Genomic DNA, 21,533 nt, shown 5'->3' on the forward strand with positions numbered 1-21,533 from the left:
GCGGCGGCCCCCACGATGCCGGACCCGGCGTGCGACCGGACCGCCCGGGTGGCCCGGCGAGCGCTCGGCGTCTCGTCGGCGCTCGTCCGTCGGGCCCGGCCCGATGGCGACGACGCCTGGGGGCACGCCGGGGACGGGCCGAGCGAGGCGCCCGCGCTCGACGCGGTCGGCCGCCTGGCCGCCGAGGCCCGGGCGCCGGTCGCCATCGCCGACGTGCGCGACGACCCCCGCGTCCGCGACCTCCCGGCGGTCCAGCACGGCGTGGCGGCCCTCCTCGGCGTCCCGCTCGTCGGCCCGGATGGGGCCGTCGCCGCGGTGCTGGGCGTCTGCGACGGGCGCCCGCGGGCGTGGTCCGACGACGACGTGGCGACGCTCGCCGACCTGGCCGCAATGCTGACGGCCAGCACCGCGGCGTCGGCCCGAGCCGACGGGGCGGCCAGCGAGGACCAGTTCCGCCAGCTCGCGGACGCGGCCCCCGCGCTTCTCTGGGTCACCGATCCCGAGGGCATGTGCACGTTCCTCAGCCGGTCGTGGACCGACTTTACCGGCCAGCCCATGGCCGAGGGGCTGGGGGTCGGCTGGATCGACGCCGTCCACCCCGACGACCGGGAAACCTCGCGCGACGCCTTCCTGGCCGCGTCCGCCACGCGCACCGCGTTCCGCCACGACTACCGGCTCCGGCACCGCGACGGCGGCTACCGCTGGGCGCTCGACGCCGGCAACCCCTGGTTCGGGGACGACGGCGCCTTCCTGGGCTTCGTCGGCTCGGTCACCGACATCCACGACCGGACCGTCGCCGAGGCGGCCCTCCGCGAGCGGGAGGCCCGCTACCGGACGCTGTTCGAGTCGGTCACGGTCGGGTTCTGCATCCTCGAGATCCTCTACGAGGGCGGCGTGGGGGTGGACTACCGGTTTGTCGAGACCAACCCTGCGTTCGTGGAGCAGACCGGGCTCGTCGACGCCGTCGGGCGGCGGGCCTACGAGCTGGTGCCGGACCTCGAACGGAGCTGGGTCGAGAAATACGCCGCGGTGGCGGAGACGGGGGCGCCGCTCCAGTTCCAGAGCGGGTCGGAGGCGATGGGCCGGGTGTTCGACGTCTACGCCGTCCGGGTGGGCGGGGCAGAAAGCCGCCGCGTCGCCCTCCTGTTCACCGACATCACCGAGCGGACCCGCGCCGAGCGCGCGCTCCGCGAGAGCGCCGAGCGGAAGGCCGCCCTCCTCGACCTCCTCCAGCGCTGGCGCGCGATGGACGACCCGGCCGAGATCCTGACCGCCGCGGCCGAGACCGTCGGCCGGGCCCTCGGCGCCCACCGCGCCGGGTTCGTGGAGCGCGTCGATGCAGGGGGCGACGTCGAGGTGGGACCCTCGTGGACCGACGGGTCACTCCCGCCTCTCCGGGGCCCGTCCCGCGAGGGCGGGGTTGGGCTCGCGAGCGGGGTCCAGGCCGAGGTCGACGCGCCGATCCTGCGGGAAGGGGCCTGGCAGGCCGGGCTGTACGTCCACCACGCCGAGCCGCGCGAGTGGACCGCCGCCGAGGTCGAGTTCGCGCGCGAGGTCGCCGAGCAAGCGTGGGACGCCCTCGAGCGGGCCCGGGCCGTCGCGGCGCTGCGCACCAGCGAGGCCCGGTTCCGCGCCGTCCTCGACGCCACCGACGCCGTCGTGTTCACCAAGGACCTCGACGGCCGCTACACTCTCGTCAACCGGGCGTGGATGGCCGTGCTCGGGGGGCCGACGGAGGGGGCGCTGGGGCGGACCGACGCCGAGCTGTTCTCGCCCGAGGTGGCCGCGGCCGTCGTGGCCAACGACCGGGCCGTGCTCGCGGCCGGCCGGCCGAGCCAGTTCGACGAGGTGGTCGAGGTCGGCGGCGAGCCGAGGACGTACCTCTCGGTCAAGTTCCCCTTGCTAGACGCCGACGGCCGGCCCTACGCCGTGGGTGGGATCGCAAGCGACATCACCCCGCTCAAGCGAGCGGAAGCGGCCCTGCGCGAGAGCGAGGCCCGGTTCCGACACCTTGCCGAGGCCCTCCCGGTCATCGTCCACACGTCCGGCCCCGACGGCGCCCCGGACTACCTCAACCGGCGGTGGTACGAGTACACCGGGCAGCCCGACGACGTGCCCTACGCCCACGCCCGCCGGACGGCCACGCATCCCGCCGACGCGCCCCGCCTCGACGCGCTCTGGGCGCGGGCGATCGGCGAGGGCCGGCCGTTCGAGGCCGAGGTCCGGATTCGCCGCCACGACGGGGCGTACCGGTGGTTCCTCACGCGTGTCGTCCCTGTCGTCGGGCCGGACGGCGACGTGGCCCGGTGGTTCGGGACGAGCACCGACATCCACGCGGCCAAGGCGATGGCCGCCGAGCTCGAGGGCTTGGTCGAGGCACGGACCGCCGAGCTCGCGCGGTCGAACGCCGAGCTCGACCAGTTCGCGTACGTGGCGTCGCACGACCTCAAGGCCCCGCTCCGGGCCATCGACAGCCTGGCCGCCTGGATCGAGGAGGACGCGGCGGCCGTCCTCCCCCCGGAATCGGCCCGGCACCTCGCCCTCCTGCGGGGCCGGGCGGCCCGCATGGAGGGGCTCCTCGACGGCCTGCTGACCTACTCGCGGGTCGGGCGGGCGGACGCCGCCCCGGAGCGCATCGACGTGGCCGCCCTGGTCGCCGACGCCATCGCGCTGGTGGCCCCCCCGGACGGGTTCTCGGTCCGCGTCGAGGGGGACCTCCCGGAGGTCACGGCGCCGCGGGCGATGCTCGCGCTCGTCTTCCGGAACCTGATCGGCAACGCCATCAAGCACCACGGCCGCCCCGACGGGCGCGTCGTCATCTCGGGCCGCACGAACGGGCCGTGGGCCGAGTTCGCGGTCGCCGACGACGGCGCCGGGATCGCACCGGCGTACCGCGAGCGCGTGTTCGGGATGTTCCAGACGCTCCGGCCCCGCGACGAGGTGGAGGGGAGCGGCATGGGGCTCGCCATCGTCAAGAAGACCGTCGAGAACCAGGGCGGGCGGATCTGGTTGGATCCGGACGTGGCGAGCGGTGCTACGTTTCGTTTTACCTGGCCCCGCACGTCTGGTGGATAACCGCATGCAACCCCACGGAGTCACCCTCCTGCTCGTCGAGGACGACGCGGTCGACGCGGAGGCCCTCCAGCGCGCGTTCCGACAGCAGCGCATCGCGAACCCGTTCGTCGTGGTCCGCGACGGGGTGGAGGCCCTGGCCACGCTCCGGGGCGAGAACGGGATCACCGTGCCCCACCCGTTTCTCGTCCTGCTGGACATGAACATGCCCCGGATGAACGGGGTCGAGTTTCTGGAGGCCCTCCGGGCCGACCCCGCGCTCTCGCGGACCGTCGTGTTCGTGCTGACCACCAGCGACCGCGACGACGACAAGATCGCGGCCTACGAACACCACGTGGCCGGGTACATCCTGAAGAGCCGGGCCGGCGAGGACTTTCTCGACGTGGTCCGCCTGCTCAAGGTGTACTGGCGGCTCGTCGAGTTCCCTCCGGCTGCGGCCGCCGCCTGATGCCGTCGTCCCCTGCCCTCCGCGTCCTGCTCGTTGACGACGACAGCGTCGACCGGGCCCGTGTACGCCGCGCGCTCCGGCCGGACCACGTCGTGCGCGAGGCGGCGACGGCCCGCGAGGGCCGGTCGTTGGCCGAGGCGCCGGCCGGCAGCGCCTTCGACGTCGTCTTGCTGGACCTCCGGCTCCCCGACGCCGAGGGCGTCGACCTGCTCCCATGGTTCGGCGAGCGGGGCCTCCCTGTCGTCATGCTCACCGGCGTCGAGGACACGCCCGTGGTCGTCGACGCCATGCAGCGGGGGGCGCTCGACTACCTCTCGAAGGCCCGCCTCGACGGGCCGTCGCTGGAGCGGGCGCTCCAGCGGGCCGTCGAGACGGCGGCGCTCCGGCGGTCGCTGGCCGAGCAGCGGGCGGAGATCGTCGCCCAACGAGACCGGCTGGCGACGCAGGCCGCGACGCTCGCCCAGCTCAACGCCGACGCCAGCGACCTCGCCCGGGCGCTCACGCTCGCGGAGCAGTCGGAGCGGCACCGCGTCTCGCTTCTGCTCCACGACCAGGTGCAGCAGATCCTCTTCGGGGCCCGGTTGATGCTGACCAGCGCGCTGCGGGTCGAGGACACCGCGGAGGCCCTCGTCCTGGTCCGCGACGCCTCGGCCGCGCTGGGGGTCGGGATCGAGGCGACCCGCCAGCTCGCGCTCGACCTTACGCCCCCCGTCCTTGACAGCGACGACTACGCCGTCGCGCTGCGGTGGCTGGGGGACCACGTCGGCGCGACGTACGGGCTGAAGGTCGACGTGCGCACCGACGCGCCCGTCGTGATCGCCGACCGGGAGGTCCGGGTCCTGATCACCGAGGTGGTCCGCGAGCTCTTGTTCAACGTGGTCAAGCACGCCGGGACCGACCGCGCGACTGTCCACCTCCGCTGCGACGACGGCCGCGTCGAGGTGGAGGTGAGCGACCGGGGCCGGGGGTTCGACACCGAGGCGCCGTCCTCGTCGAACGGGTTCGGGCTCTACAGCGTCCGGCGCCGGCTGGAGCTGCTCGGCGGCCACCTCGACGTCGACGCACGCGTGGGGGGCGGGGCCCGGTTCACGCTCCACGCCCCGGTCCACGCGGACCGGTAGCGCCGCAGACCCGGTGCTTGGGGCCCTGGCCCGAGCCCGCGAGGCGTCTGCGGCCCGACCGCCTCGGGTGGGGGAGAAGGCGTGACCCGCGCGCGCCGTTGCAATAAGCCCCCAGACCTGCCGTTCGACCCCCTGCAAGCGACGGCGGGTTTTCGCCGACTCTGCGCCGGCCCCACGTGGGCCCCCGCCGTACCCTCCGTGCTCCCCCCGGCTGACCGCCCGACGCGCCCCGAATGATCCGACCGTCCGCCTTGCGCGCCCTCTTCCTGCTGCTGGCGGTGCCCGCCGCCTTTGCCCAGACGCCCGCCGCGCCGGGGACCGTCGAGATCCTGTCGGTGTCCGTCGAGGGCGCCCTCGACGAAAGCAGCCACGCGCTCGTCCGCTCCATCAGCGGGCTCCGCACCGGCCAGCGCGTGTCGCTGCCGTGGGACCCCGCCTTCGGCGAGGCCGTCCGCAACCTGTACTCGCGCGGCGGCTACTCCGACGCCCAGGTCGAGGCGACGGAGGTCGTCGGCGACGGCGTCTTCCTGACGATCACCGTCGAGGAGCAGCCCCGGCTGGCGGCGTTCACCGTCGAGGGCATGAAGCAGGCCGACGTCGACGAGCTGGGCACCCAGATCCCGCTGCTCCGGGGCCGCGCCGTCCGCCCGGCCGACATCGAGCGGACCCAGATGATCCTGCGCGACCGTCTCGCGCAGGACGGCTACCGTCAGGCGAGCGTCGTCGCCCGCCAGTCGGTCAACACCGACGGCCGCGTCCAGATCACGTTCGTCGTGGACCGCGGCGAGCGCCAGGCGGTCAACGACATCCGGTTTATTGGCAACGAGGTGTTCTCGGAGCGGACGCTGCGCAAGCAGCTCTCGAACACGCCGGAGCGCCGCTGGTGGCGGTTCTGGAAGACGGAGATCTTCGACGACCAGAAGTTCGACGAGGACCTCACCTCGCTCGTCCGCTTCTACAACGACCGGGGCTACTACGGCGCCCGCGTCGTCCGCGACTCGGTGTACCTCGAGCCCGATGAGGCCGGCGACGAGCGGCTGATCGTGGAGGTCGAGGTCGACGAGGGCCCCCAGTACCACATCCGCAACGTCGTCTTCGAGGGCAACACGGTCTACAACGACGCCCAGCTCCAGCTCGCGCTCGGGATCCAGAGCGGGGACGTCTACGACCGGACGCGGATCGAGCAGAACCTGTACTACTCGACCGACCACTCCGACCTCACGAGCCTGTACCAGGACCGGGGCTACTACGAGTTCTACGTCGCGCCGGAGATTGTCGAGGCGCCCGGCGACTCGCTCGACCTCTACCTGGAGGTGACCGAGGGCGAGGTCTACGAGTTCGGCGACGTCCGGATCGCGGGCAACACGCGCACCAAGGAGCACGTCATCCGGCGCGAGCTCCGGACCATCCCCGGCCAGCCGTACTCGCGCCAGGCCATCGAGCGGTCCGTCCGCGAGCTCGCGACGCTCAACTACTTCGACCCCGCCAGCTTCGGCGCCGGCCCGGGCATCTCCGTCGACGACGAGGACAAGACGGTCGACCTGGTGTACAACCTGGCCGAGACCTCGTCGGACCAGCTCGAGCTGTCGGGCGGCTACGGCGGCTCGGGCATCGGGCTCATCCTGTCGGCGCGCGTCACGTTCGCCAACTTCTCGCTCCAGAATCTCGCGCAGGGGTTCAAGGGCGGGATGCCGACCGGCGACGGGCAGCAGCTCTCGCTCCAGGTCCAGACCTACGGCCAGCGCGCCCAGATCTACTCGATGTCGTTCACCGAGCCGTGGTTCCGCGGCCGGGCCACGCCCGTCGGGTTCTCGCTGGCGTACCGCCGGCAGACGTTCAACGCGGCCTCGGGCACGGACGGCCTGTACTCGACGGCGTCGGCCTCGGTCTTCTACCGCCAGCGGCTCAAGTTCCCGGATGACTTTTTCGTGTCCGGCTCGAACCTCGGCTACCGGCTCTACGACGTCGAGGGGCTCAACAGCAACGTCTTGCCGGAGGGCCTCAGCCAGGAGGTCACGTTCACGCAGTCGCTCTCGCGGAACGCGCTCGACAACCCCACCTTCCCGCAGAACGGGTCCAGCGTCGGCCTCTCGCTGACGGTCGCCCCGCCCATCGGCGACTTTATCCAGTACCACAAGTGGGACCTCAACACGGCGTTCTACACGCCGATCGTGGGGCGCCTGACGGCCAGCGTCAAGACGCGGTTCGGGTACATCGGCTCGCTCACCGGCGACCCCGTCCGGTTCCAGCGCTACCTCATCGGCGGGACGCCGCTCGAGGCCTCGGGCACGTCGAGCATCTCGCGCGGCTTCGGCCGGGACCTCGTGTTCCTGCGCGGCTACCCGCTCGAGGCCGTCGGCCCGCGCCTGGACGGCGACCCGGTCGGCGGCCGGATCTTGAACAAGTACGAGTCGGAGATCGGCCTCGTTCTTTTCCAGACCCCGCAGCTCTCGCTGGCGCCGTACGTGTTCGCCGACGCCGCCAACACGTACGACGGCTTCGACGACTACGACCCGGCCCGGCTGTTCCGCGCGGCCGGCGTCGGCGCCCGCATCTTCCTGCCCATCTTGGGGCTCGTGGACCTGAACATGGGCTACCAGATCGACCCGTACGCCCCGCTCGGCACGTCGGCGGGCGACATCTCGGACGCCGAGCCCGGCTGGCGCTTCCAGTTCTCGCTCGGCGGCCGCTAGCGGCGAGACCCGGCCGGCCCGACCGGCGGCTCTCGTCCCGACCCCCCTCTCCCGACACTGCCATGTCTTCGATTCCGCTCGCGGGGCGCCTGCTCGCCCTCGCCCTCGTCGCCGCCCTGCTCGTGCCCGCCGCGGCCGCCCAGCAGAAGATCGGCTACGTCGACTCGTCGAAGATCCTGCCCCAGATGCCGGAGTTCCAGTCGGCCCAGCAGGAGCTCGACCGGCTGACGGGCGTCTGGCGCGCCGAGATCGCCGCGGTCGAGACCGAGGCCCGCACGCTCGCCGACGAGTTCGCCGCTCGGGAGATCCTGTTCACCGACGACGAGCGCCAGCAGCAGCAGGCCGCCGTCGAGGCCAAGCGCGCCGAGCGCGACGCCCTGCGCCAGCGGTACTTCGGCCCCAACGGCGAGCTCTTCCGTGAGCAGCAGACGCGCCTGCGCCCGGCGCAGGAGCGCCTGCTGGCCGCCATCGAGACCGTCGCCGACGACGACGAGTTCGACTACGTCTTCGACCGCGCCGGCGAATACGTCTTCCTCTACGCCCGGCCCCGCCACGACCTCACCGACCGCGTGCTCCAAGAGCTCGGCGTCGGGATCGGCTCGGCGGTGGCCCCCGGCTCGACCCGCTAACCCACCAGACTCTCTCCCGATGACCCTCCGATTCTCCCTCCTGGCCGTTCTCGCCGTCGCGCTGGCGCCGGCCGCCCTGGCCCAGCCGATGAAGGTCGGCTTTGTCGACACCGACCAGATCGTGATCCGGATGCCGGCCTTCGCCGACGTCCAGACGCAGCTCCAGCAGCAGCAGGCCGCCGTCGGCGCTCGCGTCCGCGTCCTGCAGGACTCGCTCCAGACCGTCTTCCAGGCCGAGCTCGCCGACTACCAGGAGTACGCCAACAGCCCGCTTGCCACCGACGCTGCCCGCGCCGAGCGCGAGCAGGAGTTGCTGGCGCTGCGCAACGACATCGAGCAGGCCGAGGTCCAGGGCCTGCAGTACCTCAGCTACGCCGAGGCCCGGCTGCTCCAGCCCGTCCTCAACCAGATCGACGCGGCGATCGCCGCCGAGGCCGAGGCCGGCGGCTACGACCTGGTGCTCCCGACCGTCGCCAACAACGCGCCGGTCTTCCTGTACCGCAGCGAGAACGTCGTCGACCTGACGCCCAGCATCATGGGCCGGCTGGGGATCGACCCGAACTCGCCGCCGCTCGGCCAGGCCCAGGGCCAGCAGGGAGCGCCGACGGCGCCCGCCGGCCAGTAGGCTCGCGTCCGCATCGCCTCCGGCGCCGCTCTCCTCGAGGGAGCGGCGCCGTTGTTGTGTGGTCCGGCCGCGGGGGGCTCGGCGACCGGCTCCGGCGTCGGCGTATCCTCCGGTTTCCCCCGCGCCCATGAGCACCCAGACCGTCTCCTCGACTGCCGCCGACGTCCGCCGCGTCACCACCCAGACGCTGCTCGAGATGCGCGCCGAGGGCACGCCGATCGCCATGCTGACGGCGTACGACTACACCTCGGCGCGGCTGCTCGACGAGGCCGGCGTCGACGTGCTGCTCGTGGGCGACTCGGCGTCGAACGTGATGGCCGGCCACGAGACGACGTTGCCGATCACGCTCGACCAGATGATCTACCACGCCCAGTGCGTGGTCCGCGGCGTCCACCGCGCGCTCGTCGTCGTGGACCTGCCGTTCGGGGCGTACCAGGGGTCGAGCCGGGAGGCGCTGCGGTCGGCGATTCGGGTGATGAAGGAGACCGGCGCGCACGCGCTCAAGCTCGAGGGCGGCGCGGCCGTGCTCGACTCGGTCCGCCGCATCATCGACGCGGGCATCCCGGTGATGGGCCACCTCGGGCTCACCCCGCAGAGCATCTACAAGTTCGGAACCTACAAGGTGCGCGCGCGCGAGGAGGAGGAGGCCGACGAGATCCGCCGCGACATCGTGCGGCTGGAGACGGCGGGCGTGTTCGGGGTCGTCCTCGAAAAAATCCCCGCCGGGCTGGCGACCGACCTCACCGCGAGCGTCGAGATCCCGACCATCGGCATCGGCGCCGGGGCCGGGTGCAGCGGCCAGGTCCTCGTGACCCACGACATGCTGGGGCTAACCAAGGACTTCAACCCCCGGTTTGTCCGCCACTACGCCGACCTCGGGGCGATCGTCGTCGACGCCGTCGGCCGCTACGTCGGCGACGTCCGGGCGGGCGCGTTCCCGAGCGAGGACGAGAGCTACTGAAGGAGGGGGACAGCCGACGGGTCGGCGCAGCCAGGGTGAGGGGTTCATGCACTCCAGCCCGCGCGCCCACCCCGGACGCGCGGCGGTGCGATCTTGCGGCACCCCCCGACGCCGACGTGCCCCGACTCGCCCCCCTCGACGCCCGCGTCGACCGCCCCCTCATCCTCGTCTCGAACGACGACGGCATCGACGCGGCGGGCATCGTCGCCCTGGTCGCCGGTCTGCGCGAGCTGGGGACGGTCGCCGTCGTGGCCCCCTTCGAGGAGCAGAGCGCCGTCGGCCACGCCATCACCGTGCGCGACCCGATGCGCGTCCACCCGTGGCCGTTCGCCGACGACGTGTGGGCGCGTGCCGTGACCGGGACGCCCGCGGACTGCGTCAAGATCGCCGTCCAGAAGCTGCTGCCGCGCCGGCCCGACCTCGTCGTGAGCGGGATCAACCACGGCCCCAACACGGCCGTCAACGTGCTGTACTCGGGGACCGTCTCGGCGGCGACCGAGGCGACCGTGCTCGGCGTCCCCGCCATCGCCGTCTCGCACGACGCGTGGCGCCCGGACTCCTTCGCCGCCGCCGCGGACGTGGCGGCCCGGCTGGCGGCGCGCGTGCTCGCGGACGGCCTGCCCCCCGGCGTCCTCCTGAACGTCAACGTGCCCGACCTCGCGCTCGACGCGCTCGCGGGCGTCCGCGTGACGCGCCAGGCGCGGGCGCGGTGGGACGAGATCTTCGAGGAGCGCCGCGACCCCTTCGACCGGCCCTACTTCTGGCTCGGCGGCGAGTTCGTCGACCTCGACGGCGGCGACGACACCGACCTCGCGGCCGTCGCCGCCGGCTTCGTCTCCGTGACCCCGCTCCAACTCGACCTGACGGCCTACGCCCACTTCGACCGCGTGGCCGCCCTTACCGACACGCTCTGATGGCTGACATACCCGCCGCCGGCGACCCAGCCCCCGACTTTTCCGGCACCGACCAGTCCGGCGCGACCGTTCGCCTGGCGGACTTTGCCGGCCGCCCGCTCGCGCTCTACTTCTACCCGAAGGACGACACGCCGGGCTGCACGGCGCAGGCCTGCAACCTCCGCGACAACCACGCCGCCCTCCTCGACGCGGGCGTCGCCGTCGTCGGCGTCTCGCCGGATCCCGTCGACCGGCACGAGCGGTTCGCCGAGAAGTACGACTTGCCGTTCCCGCTGCTGGCGGATCCGGACCGCGAGATCCTGGAGGCCTACGGGGCCTGGGGCGAGAAGTCGCTGTACGGGCGCAAGAGCGTTGGCGTCAAGCGGACGACGTTCCTGATCGATGGCGACGGCCGCGTCCGCCACGTGTTCAAGCGGCCGAAGACCAAGGCCCACGCTGAAGAAATCCTGTCACGCCTGTAGGACCGATGGACCGCGACGACGCCCCTGAAACCAGTCCGTACGAGATCGTCGGCGGCCCGGCCGGGCTGCCCGCCGACGTGTACCGACGCCTGTTCGAGGCGTCGTTCGGGCTCGCGATCGTCGTCGACGCGGCGGGCGTCGTCCGTGCGATGAGCGATGCGGCGACGCTGTCCGCCGGGTCGGAGGCGCTGGGCCGCCCGCTCGACCGGGCCCTGGGTTGGAGCGAGCCCGAGCGGATCGCGGAGGGGCTCGACACGGCGCGCGGGGGCGCCTACGACCGCTTCTACACGCGCGTCCTCGGGGCCGACGGCCACCTCGTGTTCCTGGTCGACCTCCAGTCGGTCGACGGACCCGACGGCGAGACGTGGGCGCTTTTGGAGGCCCGAGACGTGACCACGCTCGTTGCCATCGAACACCAGCTCCACGACGTGCTCCGCCAGCTCGAGCACGAGCGGAACCGGCTCCGGGCCGTTCTGGACGCTACGCCGGACCGGATCGTCGGGATCGACGCCGCCGGCACGGCGACCGTCGTCAACCAGGCCGTGGCCGAAGCGGCGGGGACGGACCGCGAGTCCGTTGAAGGGCAGCCCTACCTCGACCGGGCCCAGCGGCCGGACCTGTGGCGGCGCGCGCTCGCCGGCGAGACGGTGCGGACGCGGATCCCCCCCGGCGGCTCGACCTTCGGGGTGTGGATCGACCTCACGCTGGCCCCCGTCCTCTCGGGCGACTTTGTCGAGGGCGCCGTCGCCATCGGGCGCGACGCGACCGTGCAGGTCGAGGCGGCCCAGCTCCGCCTCGCCATCACCCATGGCCGCGCGGCCATGGTCGCGATCGGCAGCGACGGACAGGTCGAGATGGACCCGGGACCGGCGCGCGAGCTGTTCGGGGTGGATGCCGCCGACACCCTCGACGGCCTCATGGCCCACGTCCGCAACCGGTCCACGGCGGAGGGGGCACTGCGCGTGGCGCTGGGTGTGCCCGGCACGCCCGTCGACCTTCGGCTTGAGGTCGCCGACCGCACCGTGTGGGTCCGGGGCCGGTCGATGGAGGGCGCGTCGACCCGGTTCGTGGGCGTGGCCTACGCGGTCGACGACGCGGTGGACGCGGCGGTCAACCAGCGGTGGGAGGATCTGGCCGACCGGGGGGGCTGGGCGGGCCGCCGCCCGGCCGACCGCATCGACCCGCAGGTCGGCGGGGACCCGGACCCCGAGGCCGTCGACGCCCGCGTCGCTGCCCTCCGGCGCACGGGCCTGCTCGACACGGGCCCTTCGCGGCCGTTCGACGTGCTGACCCGGGCGGTCTCCGACTCGCTCGGGGTCCCCGTCTCGCTCCTCTCGCTCGTCGACGCGGAGCGCCAGTTTTTCGCCAGCCAGACCGGGCTCACAGGCTGGGCGTCCGACGACCGCGAGACGCCGCTGTCGCATTCGTTCTGCCAGCACGTCGCGAATGAGCGGCGCCCGCTCGTCGTCCGCGACGCCCGGGAGACCAAGCGGCTGGCGGCGAACGGCGCGATCGAGGACCTCGGCGTCGTCGCCTACCTTGGCGTGCCTGTCGCCGCCCCGGACGGCCACGTAATCGGCGCGCTGTGCGCCATCGACTCCGTCCCCCACGCCTGGACCGAGGAAGACGTCCGGCTGATGTCGTCGCTCGCGGAAGCCGCCTCCGCGGAGGTCGCCCGGCGCCAGGCCACCCCCCCCGACCCTACGGACTGATGCTTGTCGCTGGAAACTGGAAAATGAACCTCGACCTCGACGAGGCCGTCCGGCTTGCGGCCGACGTCGTACGTCTGACCGGCGACGACGCCGCGCACATCGGCGTGGCTGTGTGCCCGCCGACCGTGTGGCTCGAGGCGGTCGCCGAGCGCGTCGGCGGGAGCCCGGTCGCCCTCGGCGCCCAGAACGTGCACCCCGCCGAGTCCGGCGCCTTCACCGGCGAGGTGTCGGCACCGATGCTGCGCGGCGTCGGGGCCGCGTACGTCATCGTCGGCCACTCCGAGCGGCGCGCGCTCTTTGACGAGACCAGCGCGTTCGTCGCCGAGAAGGTGCGCGCGGCGCAGGCGGGCGGGCTGACCCCGATCCTGTGCGTGGGCGAGACGCTGGAGGAGCGCGAGGCGGGCGGGGCCGAGGAGACGGTCGTCGCTCAGCTGGCGGCGTCGATGGAGGGCGTCGAGGGTGGGCCGCTCGTGGTCGCGTACGAGCCCGTCTGGGCGATCGGAACGGGCCGCACCGCGAGCCCGGAGCAGGCGCAGGCCGTCCACGCGGCGATCCGGGCGTGGCTGGCCGGCCGGGGGCTGGAGGCCACCGACATCCAGTACGGCGGCAGCGTCAAGCCGGGGAACGCGGCCGACCTCTTCGCGCAGCCCGACATCGACGGGGCCCTCGTCGGGGGCGCCAGCCTCGACGCGGCGTCGTTCGCGGCGATTGTGGCGGCGGCCCGTGCGGCGAGCTAGCGCCCTCGCGCTCCTGCTCGTGGCGAGCGCGTGCGCGGGCCCCTCGCCCGCCCGCCTCGACACCGACGCGGCGGCGTATCGGGCCGGCGAGCCCGCCTTCGTGCTCGACGTGGCGGGCGTCGTCGACGGCGACGCCGCCGTCGTCGACGTACTCGTCGGCGTCGCGCCGGCGGCGCTCGCGTTCCGCCCCGGCCCGGACTCGCTGGAGGCCGTCCTGCGGTGGACCGTGTCCGTCGAGCGCGAGGGCGGCGCGCCCCGTGTGCTGTCGGCCCTCGACACGGTCCGCGTGGCCTCGCAGGCGGCGTCGCGGTCGACCGCCCCGAGGTGGACGCGCGAGCGGTTCGCGGTCGAGCCCGGGTTGTACACCGTCCGCGCGCTCCTCGACGACGAGGGCGCCGGGCGCACGGCCGAGCGGCGCGCCGAGGTGCTGGCGCGCGCGCCGGGCGGGCTGCCCCGGCTGGCCGCGCTCCGGGTCGTCCGCGGGCCGGACCCCGTCGACGCCGCGGCCATCCCAGCCGGGCTCGACTCCCTGGCGCTCGCGCTCCAGGCCATCGACCTCGCCGCCGCCGACACGCTCATCGTGACCGTCGCCCGCGTCCTGTCGGACTCCCTGCCCGCCGCGCCGGTCGACGCGTCGACGCCGTTCGTGGGCTCGCTGGCGGCGCTGGGCCTCGACCGCAGCGCGCTCGACACGGTCGCCGTCGCGCGCCAGGGGGTCGGAGAAGGGACCGTCCTGGTCGAGGCCCCGCTGCCCGCCCTCCGCCCGGGCGTCTACCGCATCACCGTCGCGCTCGACGCGCGCCCCACGTCGGCTGCGCGCTACGTCGTCGTGCGCCGCCGCGAGTACCCGCTGCTGACGCGGCTGGGCGACCTCGTCGGCCCGCTCGCGTACCTCGCCGACGGCGCGGAGCTCCGGCCTCTCCGCGAGGCGCGCTCCGAGGCCGCCCGGCGGCGTGCCTTCGACGGCTTCTGGGGCGCCGAGATGGACGACCGCCGGCTCGCGGCCGCCACGATCCGCGCGTTCTACGACCGCGTCGAGCAGGCGAACCGTCTGTTCGCGGGCGTCAAGGAGGGCTGGAAGACCGACCCCGGGATGGTCTTCGTCCTGTTCGGCCCGCCGCGCTTTGTCGAGACGCGCGCCGACGGCGAGCGGTGGACGTACGGCGCCGGCGTCGCCGGGCCCGTCTCCTTCTCGTTCCGACGCACCTCAGCCAGCGGCCCGTTCCCGGTCTTGACGCTCGAGCGCGACCGGGCCCTCGTTGACCCCATCGACCGCGCTCGCCAGCAGTGGCGCCGGGGGATCGTGCCGTAGCCGAGCGCCTAGTCCTTGCTCGCGGGCGCCTTCGAGGCCTCCGCTTTTTTGGCGGGCGTGGCTTTGGGAGGCTTCTCGGCCTTGGGCTTGCCGTCCGAGGCGGCGTCGGCCTCCCCCTTTTTGCGGTCCTTCTGCCCTGTGTGGACGTAGTCGGTGAGGTAGAACCCGTCGCCCTTGAACTGCAGGCCGGCGCCGCCGGAGATGACGCGCGTCACGGGCTCGCCGGTCTCGGGGTCCTCGGTGAGCGCGGGCGCGGAGATCTTTTGGATGTACTCGAAGGTGGTGCCGTCGGGGCGGCGATAGACGTACGTGGGCATGGAATGGGGCGGGGGGACGAAGACTAGCGGGCCGCCAGCAGGTCGGCGGGGACGGGGCCGAACCCGAGGGCCAGCTCGGCGTGGCCGGGCGGCGCGAGCACGGCGCCCGCGACGGCGTCGGCGAGCGCGGGGCGCACGTCGCGGATCTGGCGGTTGCGGCGCGAGGGGTGGACGCGGTTGGTCAGGAGGACGACGAACAGGTTCTGGTCGGGGTCGACCCAGATGGACGTGCCGGTAAAGCCGGTGTGGCCGAACGAGCGCGGCCCGAAGTGGCTTCCGGCCGAGGTCTCGCCGTGGTGGACCATCCAGCCGAGCCCGGTCGGGTACGTGCTCCGCATCCGGACGCGTTCGGTAAACCGCTCCAGCGTGGTCCGGCGAAACAGGCGCGTGCCGTAGCCGGCGCCGCCGTTCGCGAGCACGAACCCGAAGCGCGCGAGGTCCTCGGCCGTCGAGAACAGGCCGGCGTGCCCGGCGACGCCCCCAAAGACGGACGCGGCCTCGTCGTGGACCTCGCCCTGCGGGGTCCGCATTCGCCACGCGCGGTCGGTTTCGGTCGGCGCCGCCAGCCGGTCGACGACGTCGACGTCGCGGAAGCCGGTCGCCGACATGCCGAGCGGCTCGTAGATCCGGCGCTCGAAGACCTCGCCGAGCGGCGCGTCCTCGACGGCCTGGATCACCTCGCCGAGCACGATCATGTCGAAGTCGCTGTACCGCGAGCGCGTGCCGGGCGGGTACTGCAGCGTGTCGGCATAGACGAAGTCGAGCGCCTCGCGCCGCGACGTGATGCCGTGCGACCAGAACGGGTACCACGCGCGGTGGCCGGCCGAGTGCTCGAGGAGTTGGCGGACGGTGACGTACTCCTTGCCCAGCGATCGGTAGCGCGGGAGGTAGCGCGACACGGGCGCGTCGAGCTCCAGGCGGTTCTCCTCGACGAGCTGCATCACGACGGTCGTCGTGCCGACCACTTTTGTGAGCGAGGCGAGGTCGTACGGCGTCTCGGCCGTCGCCGGCCCACCGCCTCGCGTCAGGCGGCCGTAGCCGCGTAGGCGCACGAGCACCCCGTCGCGGCCGACGGCGACGGCGCCACCGGGGAAGGCGCCGGAGGCGACGGCGCGTTCCATCACCGCGTCGACACGATCGGCCGCGCCGGGGTCGAGACCGGCGGCGAGGGGGGCGCCCGGGCGGAGCCGCTGCTGGCGGTACCGGACGCCCGCGCCGGCCGGGGCCACGCCGGCGACGGCCTGCGGAAGCCGGCCCGACACGTCGGCGCGGCCCGTGACGGCGTCGGCGGCGGCGACCTGCGACGTGGCGTCGGCGGTGGGGGCGGCGACGAACGCCGCGGACTGGAGCCCGGCGGCCAGGCCCGGGTCGCCGAGCGCGACGAGCACGACCGTGCGGCGGTCGTTGAGCGCGCGGGCGAAGGCCCGGTGCCGGGGCGCGAGCTGGCCGCCGGCCTCGGGGATCGCGGCCACGACGACGACGTCGGCGTCGCGAGCCGCGCGCAGGGCCGCGTTGTAGTCGTCGTCCGGCTGGCCCAGGCCGAGACGGGCGTAGCTGGCGGTGCGGTCCGGCGCGAGCCCGTCGGCGAGCGCGTTGACGAAGGGCACGCCCGCGTCGGGGTCGGCGCCGGGGTCGAGCAGGACCGTGAACACGTCGCCCGGGCCGGGCCCGGCGAGCGGGAGCGGCCCGCGCTCGGGCTGCACGACCGCGACGGCCCGCCGCGCGACCTCGGCCGCCAGCAGCGCCGAGCGCTCCACGAGCCCTGCCGACGGCGCGCGCCACGGCGAGATCCGGACGGCCCCGCCGCTCGGACGCTCCGCCAGCCGCTCGTCGCGGGGCGCGAGGTCCAGGCCGGCCCACGCCTTCGCGGCCAGCGACCGCCGCGCGGCCTCCCGGGCGGTCTCCTCCGGGAGACGCCCCGACCGCACCGCCGACCGCAAGGAGTCGAACACGGCGCCCGGGGACCCGGAGACGACCACGTCCGCTCCGTTCCGCAGCGCCTCGACGGCGCCGGCTGCTGTGGGGCCCACGTCGGTAACTACGAGGCCCACGAACGACGTCTGCCCACGCAGTCGCTGGACGAGGGAGGGGCTGGTCCGGACCTCCATCAGCCCGGCCTCCGCGAGCGCGTCGACCCCGCCCAGGGCGTCGGCGTCAGGCAAGGCGGCCGACGGCCACGCGCGTCCCTCGCGGACCCCGCGGACAACCGCCGCCGCGAGCGGGCCGGAGATCCCGGAGGCGCCGATCGCCACGGCCGGTCCAGGCGACTGGATCCCGAGCGGCTGCGCGGCCTCGGCGGTCGCCCGGCCGGCGAGGTAGGCGAGCGGCGCGTCGTCGGCCGCCGCGAGCGCGTCGAGCGACGGGACGGCCGGGGCGCCCGCGAGCACCTGCGTCGGGGCCGACACGGCGACGGGCAGGGGAGAGGCCGCCTGCCACCGACGGACACGGACGAGCAGCGCGTCCATGTCGCCGGAGAGCACGTCGATGCGGCCGACGCGGCCGGCCAACACGAGCGCGTCCAGGCCGGGCGCGTCCGCGCGCGCGCCGACGAGTTGGCCGACGACGGCGTCGATCGACAGCGTGTCGGCAACAGCGGGCGCGGGGAGGGGCGGGGATGCCGTGGCGACGGGGTCGCTCGCCGTCACGGGCACGGTCGAGACCGACCAGAGGCCCGCGACGGCCAGCGAAGCGGCCGCGACGACCTTGAGCAAAAGGGACATGGGGGGGCGGGTCCGGGGGGGGCGGGCCATCGTTTCAATGTAGAGAACGCGAGGCCCTGTCCACCGGTGTGCGGCCTCGTGTTTCCCCTCGTTCCGCCGGCTCGAAGACCCGTCGCGGAAACGCTGCCCCGTCCGCCTGCGGTCAGCGGGGCCGGACGGTCGCGAACCCGCCGTCGACCGAGAGCGTCTGGCCGGTGACCCAGCCGCTGCGCTCGCGGTCGAGCAGGAACGCCAGCGCGTCGGTCAGGTCCTCGGGCTCGCCGATCCGGCCGAGCGGGTGGAGCCGGGCCGAGGCCTCGACGGCCGCGTCGGTCGCCACCAGCCGTCCCGCGAGGGGGGTCCGGACGAGCCCGGGCGCTACGGCGTTGACGCGCACGCCCTTCGGCGCATACGTGGCGGCCGCCGACCGCACGAGCCCCTCGACGCCGGCTTTCGCAGCGGCGATCGCCTCGTGGTTGGCGAGCCCGTAGCGCCCGGCCACGCTCGACATCAGCACGATCGAGCCGCCGTCGGGGTCAGCGTTCTTCTGCAGCGCCTTGGCCGCCGAGCGGACGAGGTAGAAGGCCGTCGTGAGGTTCTGCGTCAGCACGCCGTCGAACTCTTCGGGCGAGGTCGCGTGCGCCGGCTTGAGCAGGATCGAACCGACCAGGTTGACGGCCCCGTCGAGACGGCCGAAGGCCTCGACGCTGGCGTCGACGAGCCCAGAGACGGCGTCGGGGTCGGTCGCGTCGAGCGTGAAGGCGCGGGCGCCGGTCTCGGCTGCGAGCGCTTCGAGCTTGCCCGCGTCGCGGGCGCCCACGACGACGTGCGCGCCGTCGGCCGCGAGCCGCCGCACGAGCGGGGCGCCGATGCCGCCGGACCCTCCGACGATGAGATACACCGGGGCGTCGCTCATTGGAGCACCGTGTCGACGATGTGGACGACCCCGTTGTCGGCGTCGAGGTCGGCGTCGGTGATCCGGGCCGTCGCGCCGCCGGACTGAACCGCGAGCCCTTCGCCGACCTCGGCGAACGTGACCTCGGAGCCGGCCATCGTCTCGATGGCGAGATCGGCGAACACGTCGGGCGTGAGCAGGCGCGTGGCGACGACGTGCCGGGCGAGCGCGGCGCGGGCGGCGGCGGAGTCGGCCTCCAGCGCGGCCCGCCCGCCGAACTGGGCGAAGGCGTCGTCGGACGGCGCGAACAACGTGTAGGCCGTCGACGTGTCGCGCAGGGTGACCTCGAGCCCGCTCGAGGCGATCAGCCGCGCGAGCACGCGGAGCCGGGGGTTCGTCCCGACGAGGTCGGCCACCGACGGACGAGCGCTGGCGGCGGGCGTCTCGGGGGCCGGCTCGCGGGGCTCCGGGGAGGCGGCGTCGCCCCCGCAGGCGGCAAGGGCGAGGCACAGGAAGGCGAGGGGCAGCAGGCGCATGGCGAGTCGGGTGGGGGGGTGGGACGGACGCTCACAGGCGGGGATCCCACCCGGCCTCGTCATGACCGGGGGCGGCCGGCGACCGACACGAGTGACGGGGCGAAGGCGCTCAACGTCTCGTAGAGGCGCCGCAGCGGGAGCCCGACGACGTTGAAGTAGTCGCCGTCGATGCGCGCCACCAGCAGGGCGCCCGCGTCGTCCTGGATGCCGTACGAGCCGGCCTTGTCGAGCGGGGAGCCGGTCGCTGCGTACGCCGCGATCTCGGCGTCGCTGAGGTCCGCGAACGTCACGGCCGTCGTCTCGTGGGCCGTCGCCTCGCGACCGTCGAGCCGGAGCGCGAGCCCGGTCGTGACGTGGTGGGTGCGCCCGCTCAGCCTGCGCAGGGTCGCTCGCGCCTCGGCCTCGTCGGCCGGCTTGCCGAGTACGTCGCCGTCGAGCACCACGACGGTGTCGGCCGCCAGCACGAGCGTGCCCGACGCGTCGATCGCCCGGGCCTTGCGCAGGGCCACCGCTTCGGCGGCCGGGCCTGTGGCGAGGTCGAGGGGCCACGTCTCGTCGGAGTCGGTCGGCCGCACCTCGAAGGTGAGGCCCAGGCGGTCGAGCAGGACGCGGCGGCGGGGCGAGGCCGAGGCCAGGACGAACGGGGCGTGGAGCGTGAGCATGGGCGGTGATCGCCCGGCGCCCGTGCGGCGTTCCCTAGGCGGGGAAGAGGCGCTTGGCGGCGCGCTTGGCCGTCGTCAGCTCGGGGAAGAACACGGAGACCCCGATCCCACCGACGCCGAGGACGAGCGCCAGCACCAGCGCCCACTGCCCGACCCAGTCGCCGTGGCGGACGTAGAACGTCTGGCCACGGAACGTGGGCACCTGAATGGCATGGACCTCCTGGTCCATCCAGCCCGCCACGTGCTCGATCTCACCGTTGGGGTAGATCATCGCCGAGATCCCGCCGACGGTCGAGAGGACGACGGCCCGGCGCGACTCGACGGCGCGGAGCCGGGTAAACTGGAGGTGCTGGTAGATGCCGGACGACCGGCCCCAGAGGTCGTTGCGCGAGAGGACGACGATGAGGTCGGCGCCGGACCGCGTGAACTTGCGGATGTGGTTGCCGAACAAGGACTCGAACCCGACGGCGGTCGCCAGCCGCGTGCCGTCGGCGTCGAACAGGACGCGGTCGTTGCCCTCGGCGGCCTCGGCGTCGGCGAACGGCACGCGGCGCATCTGGTCGTACTGGACGAGCGGCTTGCCGGGGCGGATCAGGACGGCGGAGTTGGCGAGGTCACGGTCGTCCGGAATGCCGCGCCGGCGGTCGACGTTGTCGGAGGCCGTCTGGGCGCCCGCCAGCAGGGCCACGCCGCGCTGCGAGGTCCAGCGTTGGAGCCGTCGGTAGAGCTGGGCCTCGCCCTGGTCGGTGCCCATGAAGGGGAGCGACATCTGGGGCCAGACCAGGAGCGCCAGGTCCTGCCGCCGGGGGGCGACCGGGGCGGTCACCGAGTCCGGGAGGGACGTGTCGCGGCCGAGCAGGGAGTCCGACAGGTCGGCGAGGTGGTCGACCTTGACCGTCGCCGACTGGCCGTCCCACTGGCGGGAGGACACGCCGGGCTGGACGATCCCGACCGACGTGTAGCCGGCCGGGAGGTCCGCCTGGGCGGTCCGGATGGAACCGTACACGACGGGCAGGGCGATCAGCGCCGTGAACACGGCCATCGCCGCGCCGCGCTCGACGTACCGCTCGCCGGGCTGGGCGCCCCGCGGGAGCGCCACGAAGACCGTGACGTTGAGGAGGAGCACCCACAGGCTCAGCAGCAGCACGCCGCCGATGTCCGCCATCTGGATAAACTCGAGGGCCCCGGCCTGCGTGTGGCCCAGCAGCAGCCACGGGAGCGTCACGCTGAACGTGAGCGACAGGAACTCCGCGGCCACGACGTTGAGCGCCAGCGCGGCCAGCCCGGGCACCAGCCCGAGACGCTCGCGGACGACGCCGGCCAGCGCGAAGGCGGCGACGAGGGGGAGCGGGACCAGGAACAGGCTCAGGCCGCCCATGGCGGCCGTCGACGCGTCCGGGTTGAAGAGGAGCCAGAAGCCCACGCAGCACGCCGTCGTCAGCAGGAGCGCGTAGAGCTCCCGGACGTAGTCGAGGGTCGGCCGGCGGGAGGCCCACCGGGCGATGAGCGGGACGAGGGCCACCCACGCGAGCGGGTACACGCCCAGGGGGGGGAGGCTCAGCGCGATCAGGAGGGCGCCGGTGAGCGACCAGCCGAACGAGCTGAAGGGGGGAGGCTGAGGTCGCTTACGGGGGACCATTGGGCCAGGGGGAGGTGGGCGGGTCCGGTATCGCCCGGCCGGCAAGCGGCTTAACCGGTGCGGGCGGGCGGCACGCCGGCCACGAGCGGCCGCCCTCGGG

18 protein-coding genes are annotated in these 21,533 nt (G+C 74.0%); 12 read left to right on the forward strand and 6 right to left on the reverse strand.

Annotation, left to right across the window (positions count from 1 at the left end; genetic code table 11):
- Positions 1-15: 15 nt before the first annotated feature.
- The 12 genes from ACLIRP_RS05385 to ACLIRP_RS05440 all read left to right on the forward strand — a co-directional run bounded on the left by ACLIRP_RS05385 (position 16) and on the right by ACLIRP_RS05440 (position 14,685).
- The gene (locus tag ACLIRP_RS05385; protein ID WP_412062936.1) at positions 16-3,075 is read left to right on the forward strand and encodes a PAS domain S-box protein; all 3,060 of its coding nucleotides are present in this window, start codon (positions 16-18) and stop codon (positions 3,073-3,075) included.
- A gap of 4 nt (positions 3,076-3,079) precedes the next feature.
- Positions 3,080-3,520, forward strand: a complete 441-nt coding sequence (locus ACLIRP_RS05390) for a response regulator (RefSeq protein ID WP_412062937.1) — start codon at positions 3,080-3,082, stop codon at positions 3,518-3,520.
- Positions 3,520-4,641: a response regulator gene (locus ACLIRP_RS05395; protein WP_412062938.1), complete on the forward strand. Its 1,122-nt coding sequence runs from the start codon at positions 3,520-3,522 to the stop codon at positions 4,639-4,641. The genes ACLIRP_RS05390 and ACLIRP_RS05395 overlap by 1 nt, the downstream gene beginning before the upstream one ends.
- A 233-nt stretch (positions 4,642-4,874) precedes the next feature.
- The gene (bamA, locus tag ACLIRP_RS05400) at positions 4,875-7,334 is read left to right on the forward strand and encodes an outer membrane protein assembly factor BamA (RefSeq protein WP_412062939.1); all 2,460 of its coding nucleotides are present in this window, start codon (positions 4,875-4,877) and stop codon (positions 7,332-7,334) included.
- A 62-nt stretch (positions 7,335-7,396) separates the two neighbouring features.
- Positions 7,397-7,963 (forward strand): OmpH family outer membrane protein, encoded by a 567-nt coding sequence (locus ACLIRP_RS05405; RefSeq protein WP_412062940.1) that lies wholly within the window; start codon positions 7,397-7,399, stop codon positions 7,961-7,963.
- A 19-nt stretch (positions 7,964-7,982) separates the two neighbouring features.
- Entirely contained in the window at positions 7,983-8,588 is a 606-nt protein-coding gene (locus ACLIRP_RS05410; RefSeq protein WP_412062941.1) for an OmpH family outer membrane protein, read from the forward strand.
- Positions 8,589-8,715: 127 nt separating this feature from the next.
- On the forward strand, positions 8,716-9,549 hold the full coding sequence (gene panB / locus ACLIRP_RS05415) for a 3-methyl-2-oxobutanoate hydroxymethyltransferase (protein WP_412062942.1): 834 nt from the start codon (positions 8,716-8,718) through the stop codon (positions 9,547-9,549).
- Between the two features lie 116 nt (positions 9,550-9,665).
- On the forward strand, positions 9,666-10,463 hold the full coding sequence (surE, locus tag ACLIRP_RS05420) for a 5'/3'-nucleotidase SurE (protein WP_412062943.1): 798 nt from the start codon (positions 9,666-9,668) through the stop codon (positions 10,461-10,463).
- Positions 10,463-10,924 (forward strand): thioredoxin-dependent thiol peroxidase, encoded by a 462-nt coding sequence (bcp, locus tag ACLIRP_RS05425; RefSeq protein WP_412062944.1) that lies wholly within the window; start codon positions 10,463-10,465, stop codon positions 10,922-10,924. The genes surE and bcp overlap by 1 nt, the downstream gene beginning before the upstream one ends.
- A 5-nt stretch (positions 10,925-10,929) precedes the next feature.
- Positions 10,930-12,636 (forward strand): GAF domain-containing protein, encoded by a 1,707-nt coding sequence (locus tag ACLIRP_RS05430; protein WP_412062945.1) that lies wholly within the window; start codon positions 10,930-10,932, stop codon positions 12,634-12,636.
- Entirely contained in the window at positions 12,636-13,373 is a 738-nt protein-coding gene (tpiA, locus tag ACLIRP_RS05435; RefSeq protein WP_412062946.1) for a triose-phosphate isomerase, read from the forward strand. The genes ACLIRP_RS05430 and tpiA overlap by 1 nt, the downstream gene beginning before the upstream one ends.
- Entirely contained in the window at positions 13,360-14,685 is a 1,326-nt protein-coding gene (locus ACLIRP_RS05440) for a GWxTD domain-containing protein (protein ID WP_412062947.1), read from the forward strand. The genes tpiA and ACLIRP_RS05440 overlap by 14 nt, the downstream gene beginning before the upstream one ends.
- Before the next feature lie 8 nt (positions 14,686-14,693).
- On the opposite strand, the gene ACLIRP_RS05445 is transcribed toward ACLIRP_RS05440, so the two are convergent.
- The 6 genes from ACLIRP_RS05445 to ACLIRP_RS05470 form a co-directional block, all read right to left on the reverse strand.
- The gene (locus ACLIRP_RS05445) at positions 14,694-15,002 is read right to left on the reverse strand and encodes an FmdB family zinc ribbon protein (protein WP_412062948.1); all 309 of its coding nucleotides are present in this window, start codon (positions 15,000-15,002) and stop codon (positions 14,694-14,696) included.
- A gap of 23 nt (positions 15,003-15,025) precedes the next feature.
- Positions 15,026-17,722 (reverse strand): serine hydrolase, encoded by a 2,697-nt coding sequence (locus ACLIRP_RS05450; RefSeq protein WP_412062949.1) that lies wholly within the window; start codon positions 17,720-17,722, stop codon positions 15,026-15,028.
- A 142-nt stretch (positions 17,723-17,864) separates the two neighbouring features.
- The gene (locus ACLIRP_RS05455) at positions 17,865-18,617 is read right to left on the reverse strand and encodes an SDR family NAD(P)-dependent oxidoreductase (RefSeq protein WP_412062950.1); all 753 of its coding nucleotides are present in this window, start codon (positions 18,615-18,617) and stop codon (positions 17,865-17,867) included.
- Complete coding sequence (locus ACLIRP_RS05460; protein WP_412062951.1) at positions 18,614-19,132, reverse strand: fasciclin domain-containing protein; 519 nt, start codon at positions 19,130-19,132, stop codon at positions 18,614-18,616. Before ACLIRP_RS05460 ends, ACLIRP_RS05455 begins: the two co-directional genes overlap by 4 nt.
- 59 nt (positions 19,133-19,191) lie before the next feature.
- The gene (locus ACLIRP_RS05465) at positions 19,192-19,794 is read right to left on the reverse strand and encodes a Maf family protein (protein ID WP_412062952.1); all 603 of its coding nucleotides are present in this window, start codon (positions 19,792-19,794) and stop codon (positions 19,192-19,194) included.
- A gap of 34 nt (positions 19,795-19,828) precedes the next feature.
- Complete coding sequence (locus ACLIRP_RS05470) at positions 19,829-21,433, reverse strand: apolipoprotein N-acyltransferase (RefSeq protein ID WP_412062953.1); 1,605 nt, start codon at positions 21,431-21,433, stop codon at positions 19,829-19,831.
- Positions 21,434-21,533: the final 100 nt, after the last annotated feature.

Source organism: Rubrivirga halophila (genome assembly GCF_046845755.1).
GTDB lineage: Bacteria > Bacteroidota > Rhodothermia > Rhodothermales > Rubricoccaceae > Rubrivirga.

What these genes read in the sequence shown, in the direction of transcription:
- ACLIRP_RS05405 (WP_412062940.1), top strand. Translation starts at nt 7,397, where the DNA reads ATGTCTTCGATTCCGCTCGCGGGGCGCCTGCTCGCCCTCGCCCTCGTC.
- ACLIRP_RS05465 (WP_412062952.1), bottom strand. Translation starts at nt 19,794, where the DNA reads ATGCTCACGCTCCACGCCCCGTTCGTCCTGGCCTCGGCCTCGCCCCGC.
- ACLIRP_RS05395 (WP_412062938.1), top strand. Translation starts at nt 3,520, where the DNA reads ATGCCGTCGTCCCCTGCCCTCCGCGTCCTGCTCGTTGACGACGACAGC.
- ACLIRP_RS05390 (WP_412062937.1), top strand. Translation starts at nt 3,080, where the DNA reads ATGCAACCCCACGGAGTCACCCTCCTGCTCGTCGAGGACGACGCGGTC.
- ACLIRP_RS05430 (WP_412062945.1), top strand. Translation starts at nt 10,930, where the DNA reads ATGGACCGCGACGACGCCCCTGAAACCAGTCCGTACGAGATCGTCGGC.
- ACLIRP_RS05455 (WP_412062950.1), bottom strand. Translation starts at nt 18,617, where the DNA reads ATGAGCGACGCCCCGGTGTATCTCATCGTCGGAGGGTCCGGCGGCATC.
- ACLIRP_RS05445 (WP_412062948.1), bottom strand. Translation starts at nt 15,002, where the DNA reads ATGCCCACGTACGTCTATCGCCGCCCCGACGGCACCACCTTCGAGTAC.
- bamA (WP_412062939.1), top strand. Translation starts at nt 4,875, where the DNA reads ATGATCCGACCGTCCGCCTTGCGCGCCCTCTTCCTGCTGCTGGCGGTG.
- ACLIRP_RS05460 (WP_412062951.1), bottom strand. Translation starts at nt 19,132, where the DNA reads ATGCGCCTGCTGCCCCTCGCCTTCCTGTGCCTCGCCCTTGCCGCCTGC.
- tpiA (WP_412062946.1), top strand. Translation starts at nt 12,636, where the DNA reads ATGCTTGTCGCTGGAAACTGGAAAATGAACCTCGACCTCGACGAGGCC.
- ACLIRP_RS05450 (WP_412062949.1), bottom strand. Translation starts at nt 17,722, where the DNA reads ATGTCCCTTTTGCTCAAGGTCGTCGCGGCCGCTTCGCTGGCCGTCGCG.
- panB (WP_412062942.1), top strand. Translation starts at nt 8,716, where the DNA reads ATGAGCACCCAGACCGTCTCCTCGACTGCCGCCGACGTCCGCCGCGTC.
- ACLIRP_RS05385 (WP_412062936.1), top strand. Translation starts at nt 16, where the DNA reads ATGCCGGACCCGGCGTGCGACCGGACCGCCCGGGTGGCCCGGCGAGCG.
- ACLIRP_RS05470 (WP_412062953.1), bottom strand. Translation starts at nt 21,433, where the DNA reads ATGGTCCCCCGTAAGCGACCTCAGCCTCCCCCCTTCAGCTCGTTCGGC.
- bcp (WP_412062944.1), top strand. Translation starts at nt 10,463, where the DNA reads ATGGCTGACATACCCGCCGCCGGCGACCCAGCCCCCGACTTTTCCGGC.
- ACLIRP_RS05410 (WP_412062941.1), top strand. Translation starts at nt 7,983, where the DNA reads ATGACCCTCCGATTCTCCCTCCTGGCCGTTCTCGCCGTCGCGCTGGCG.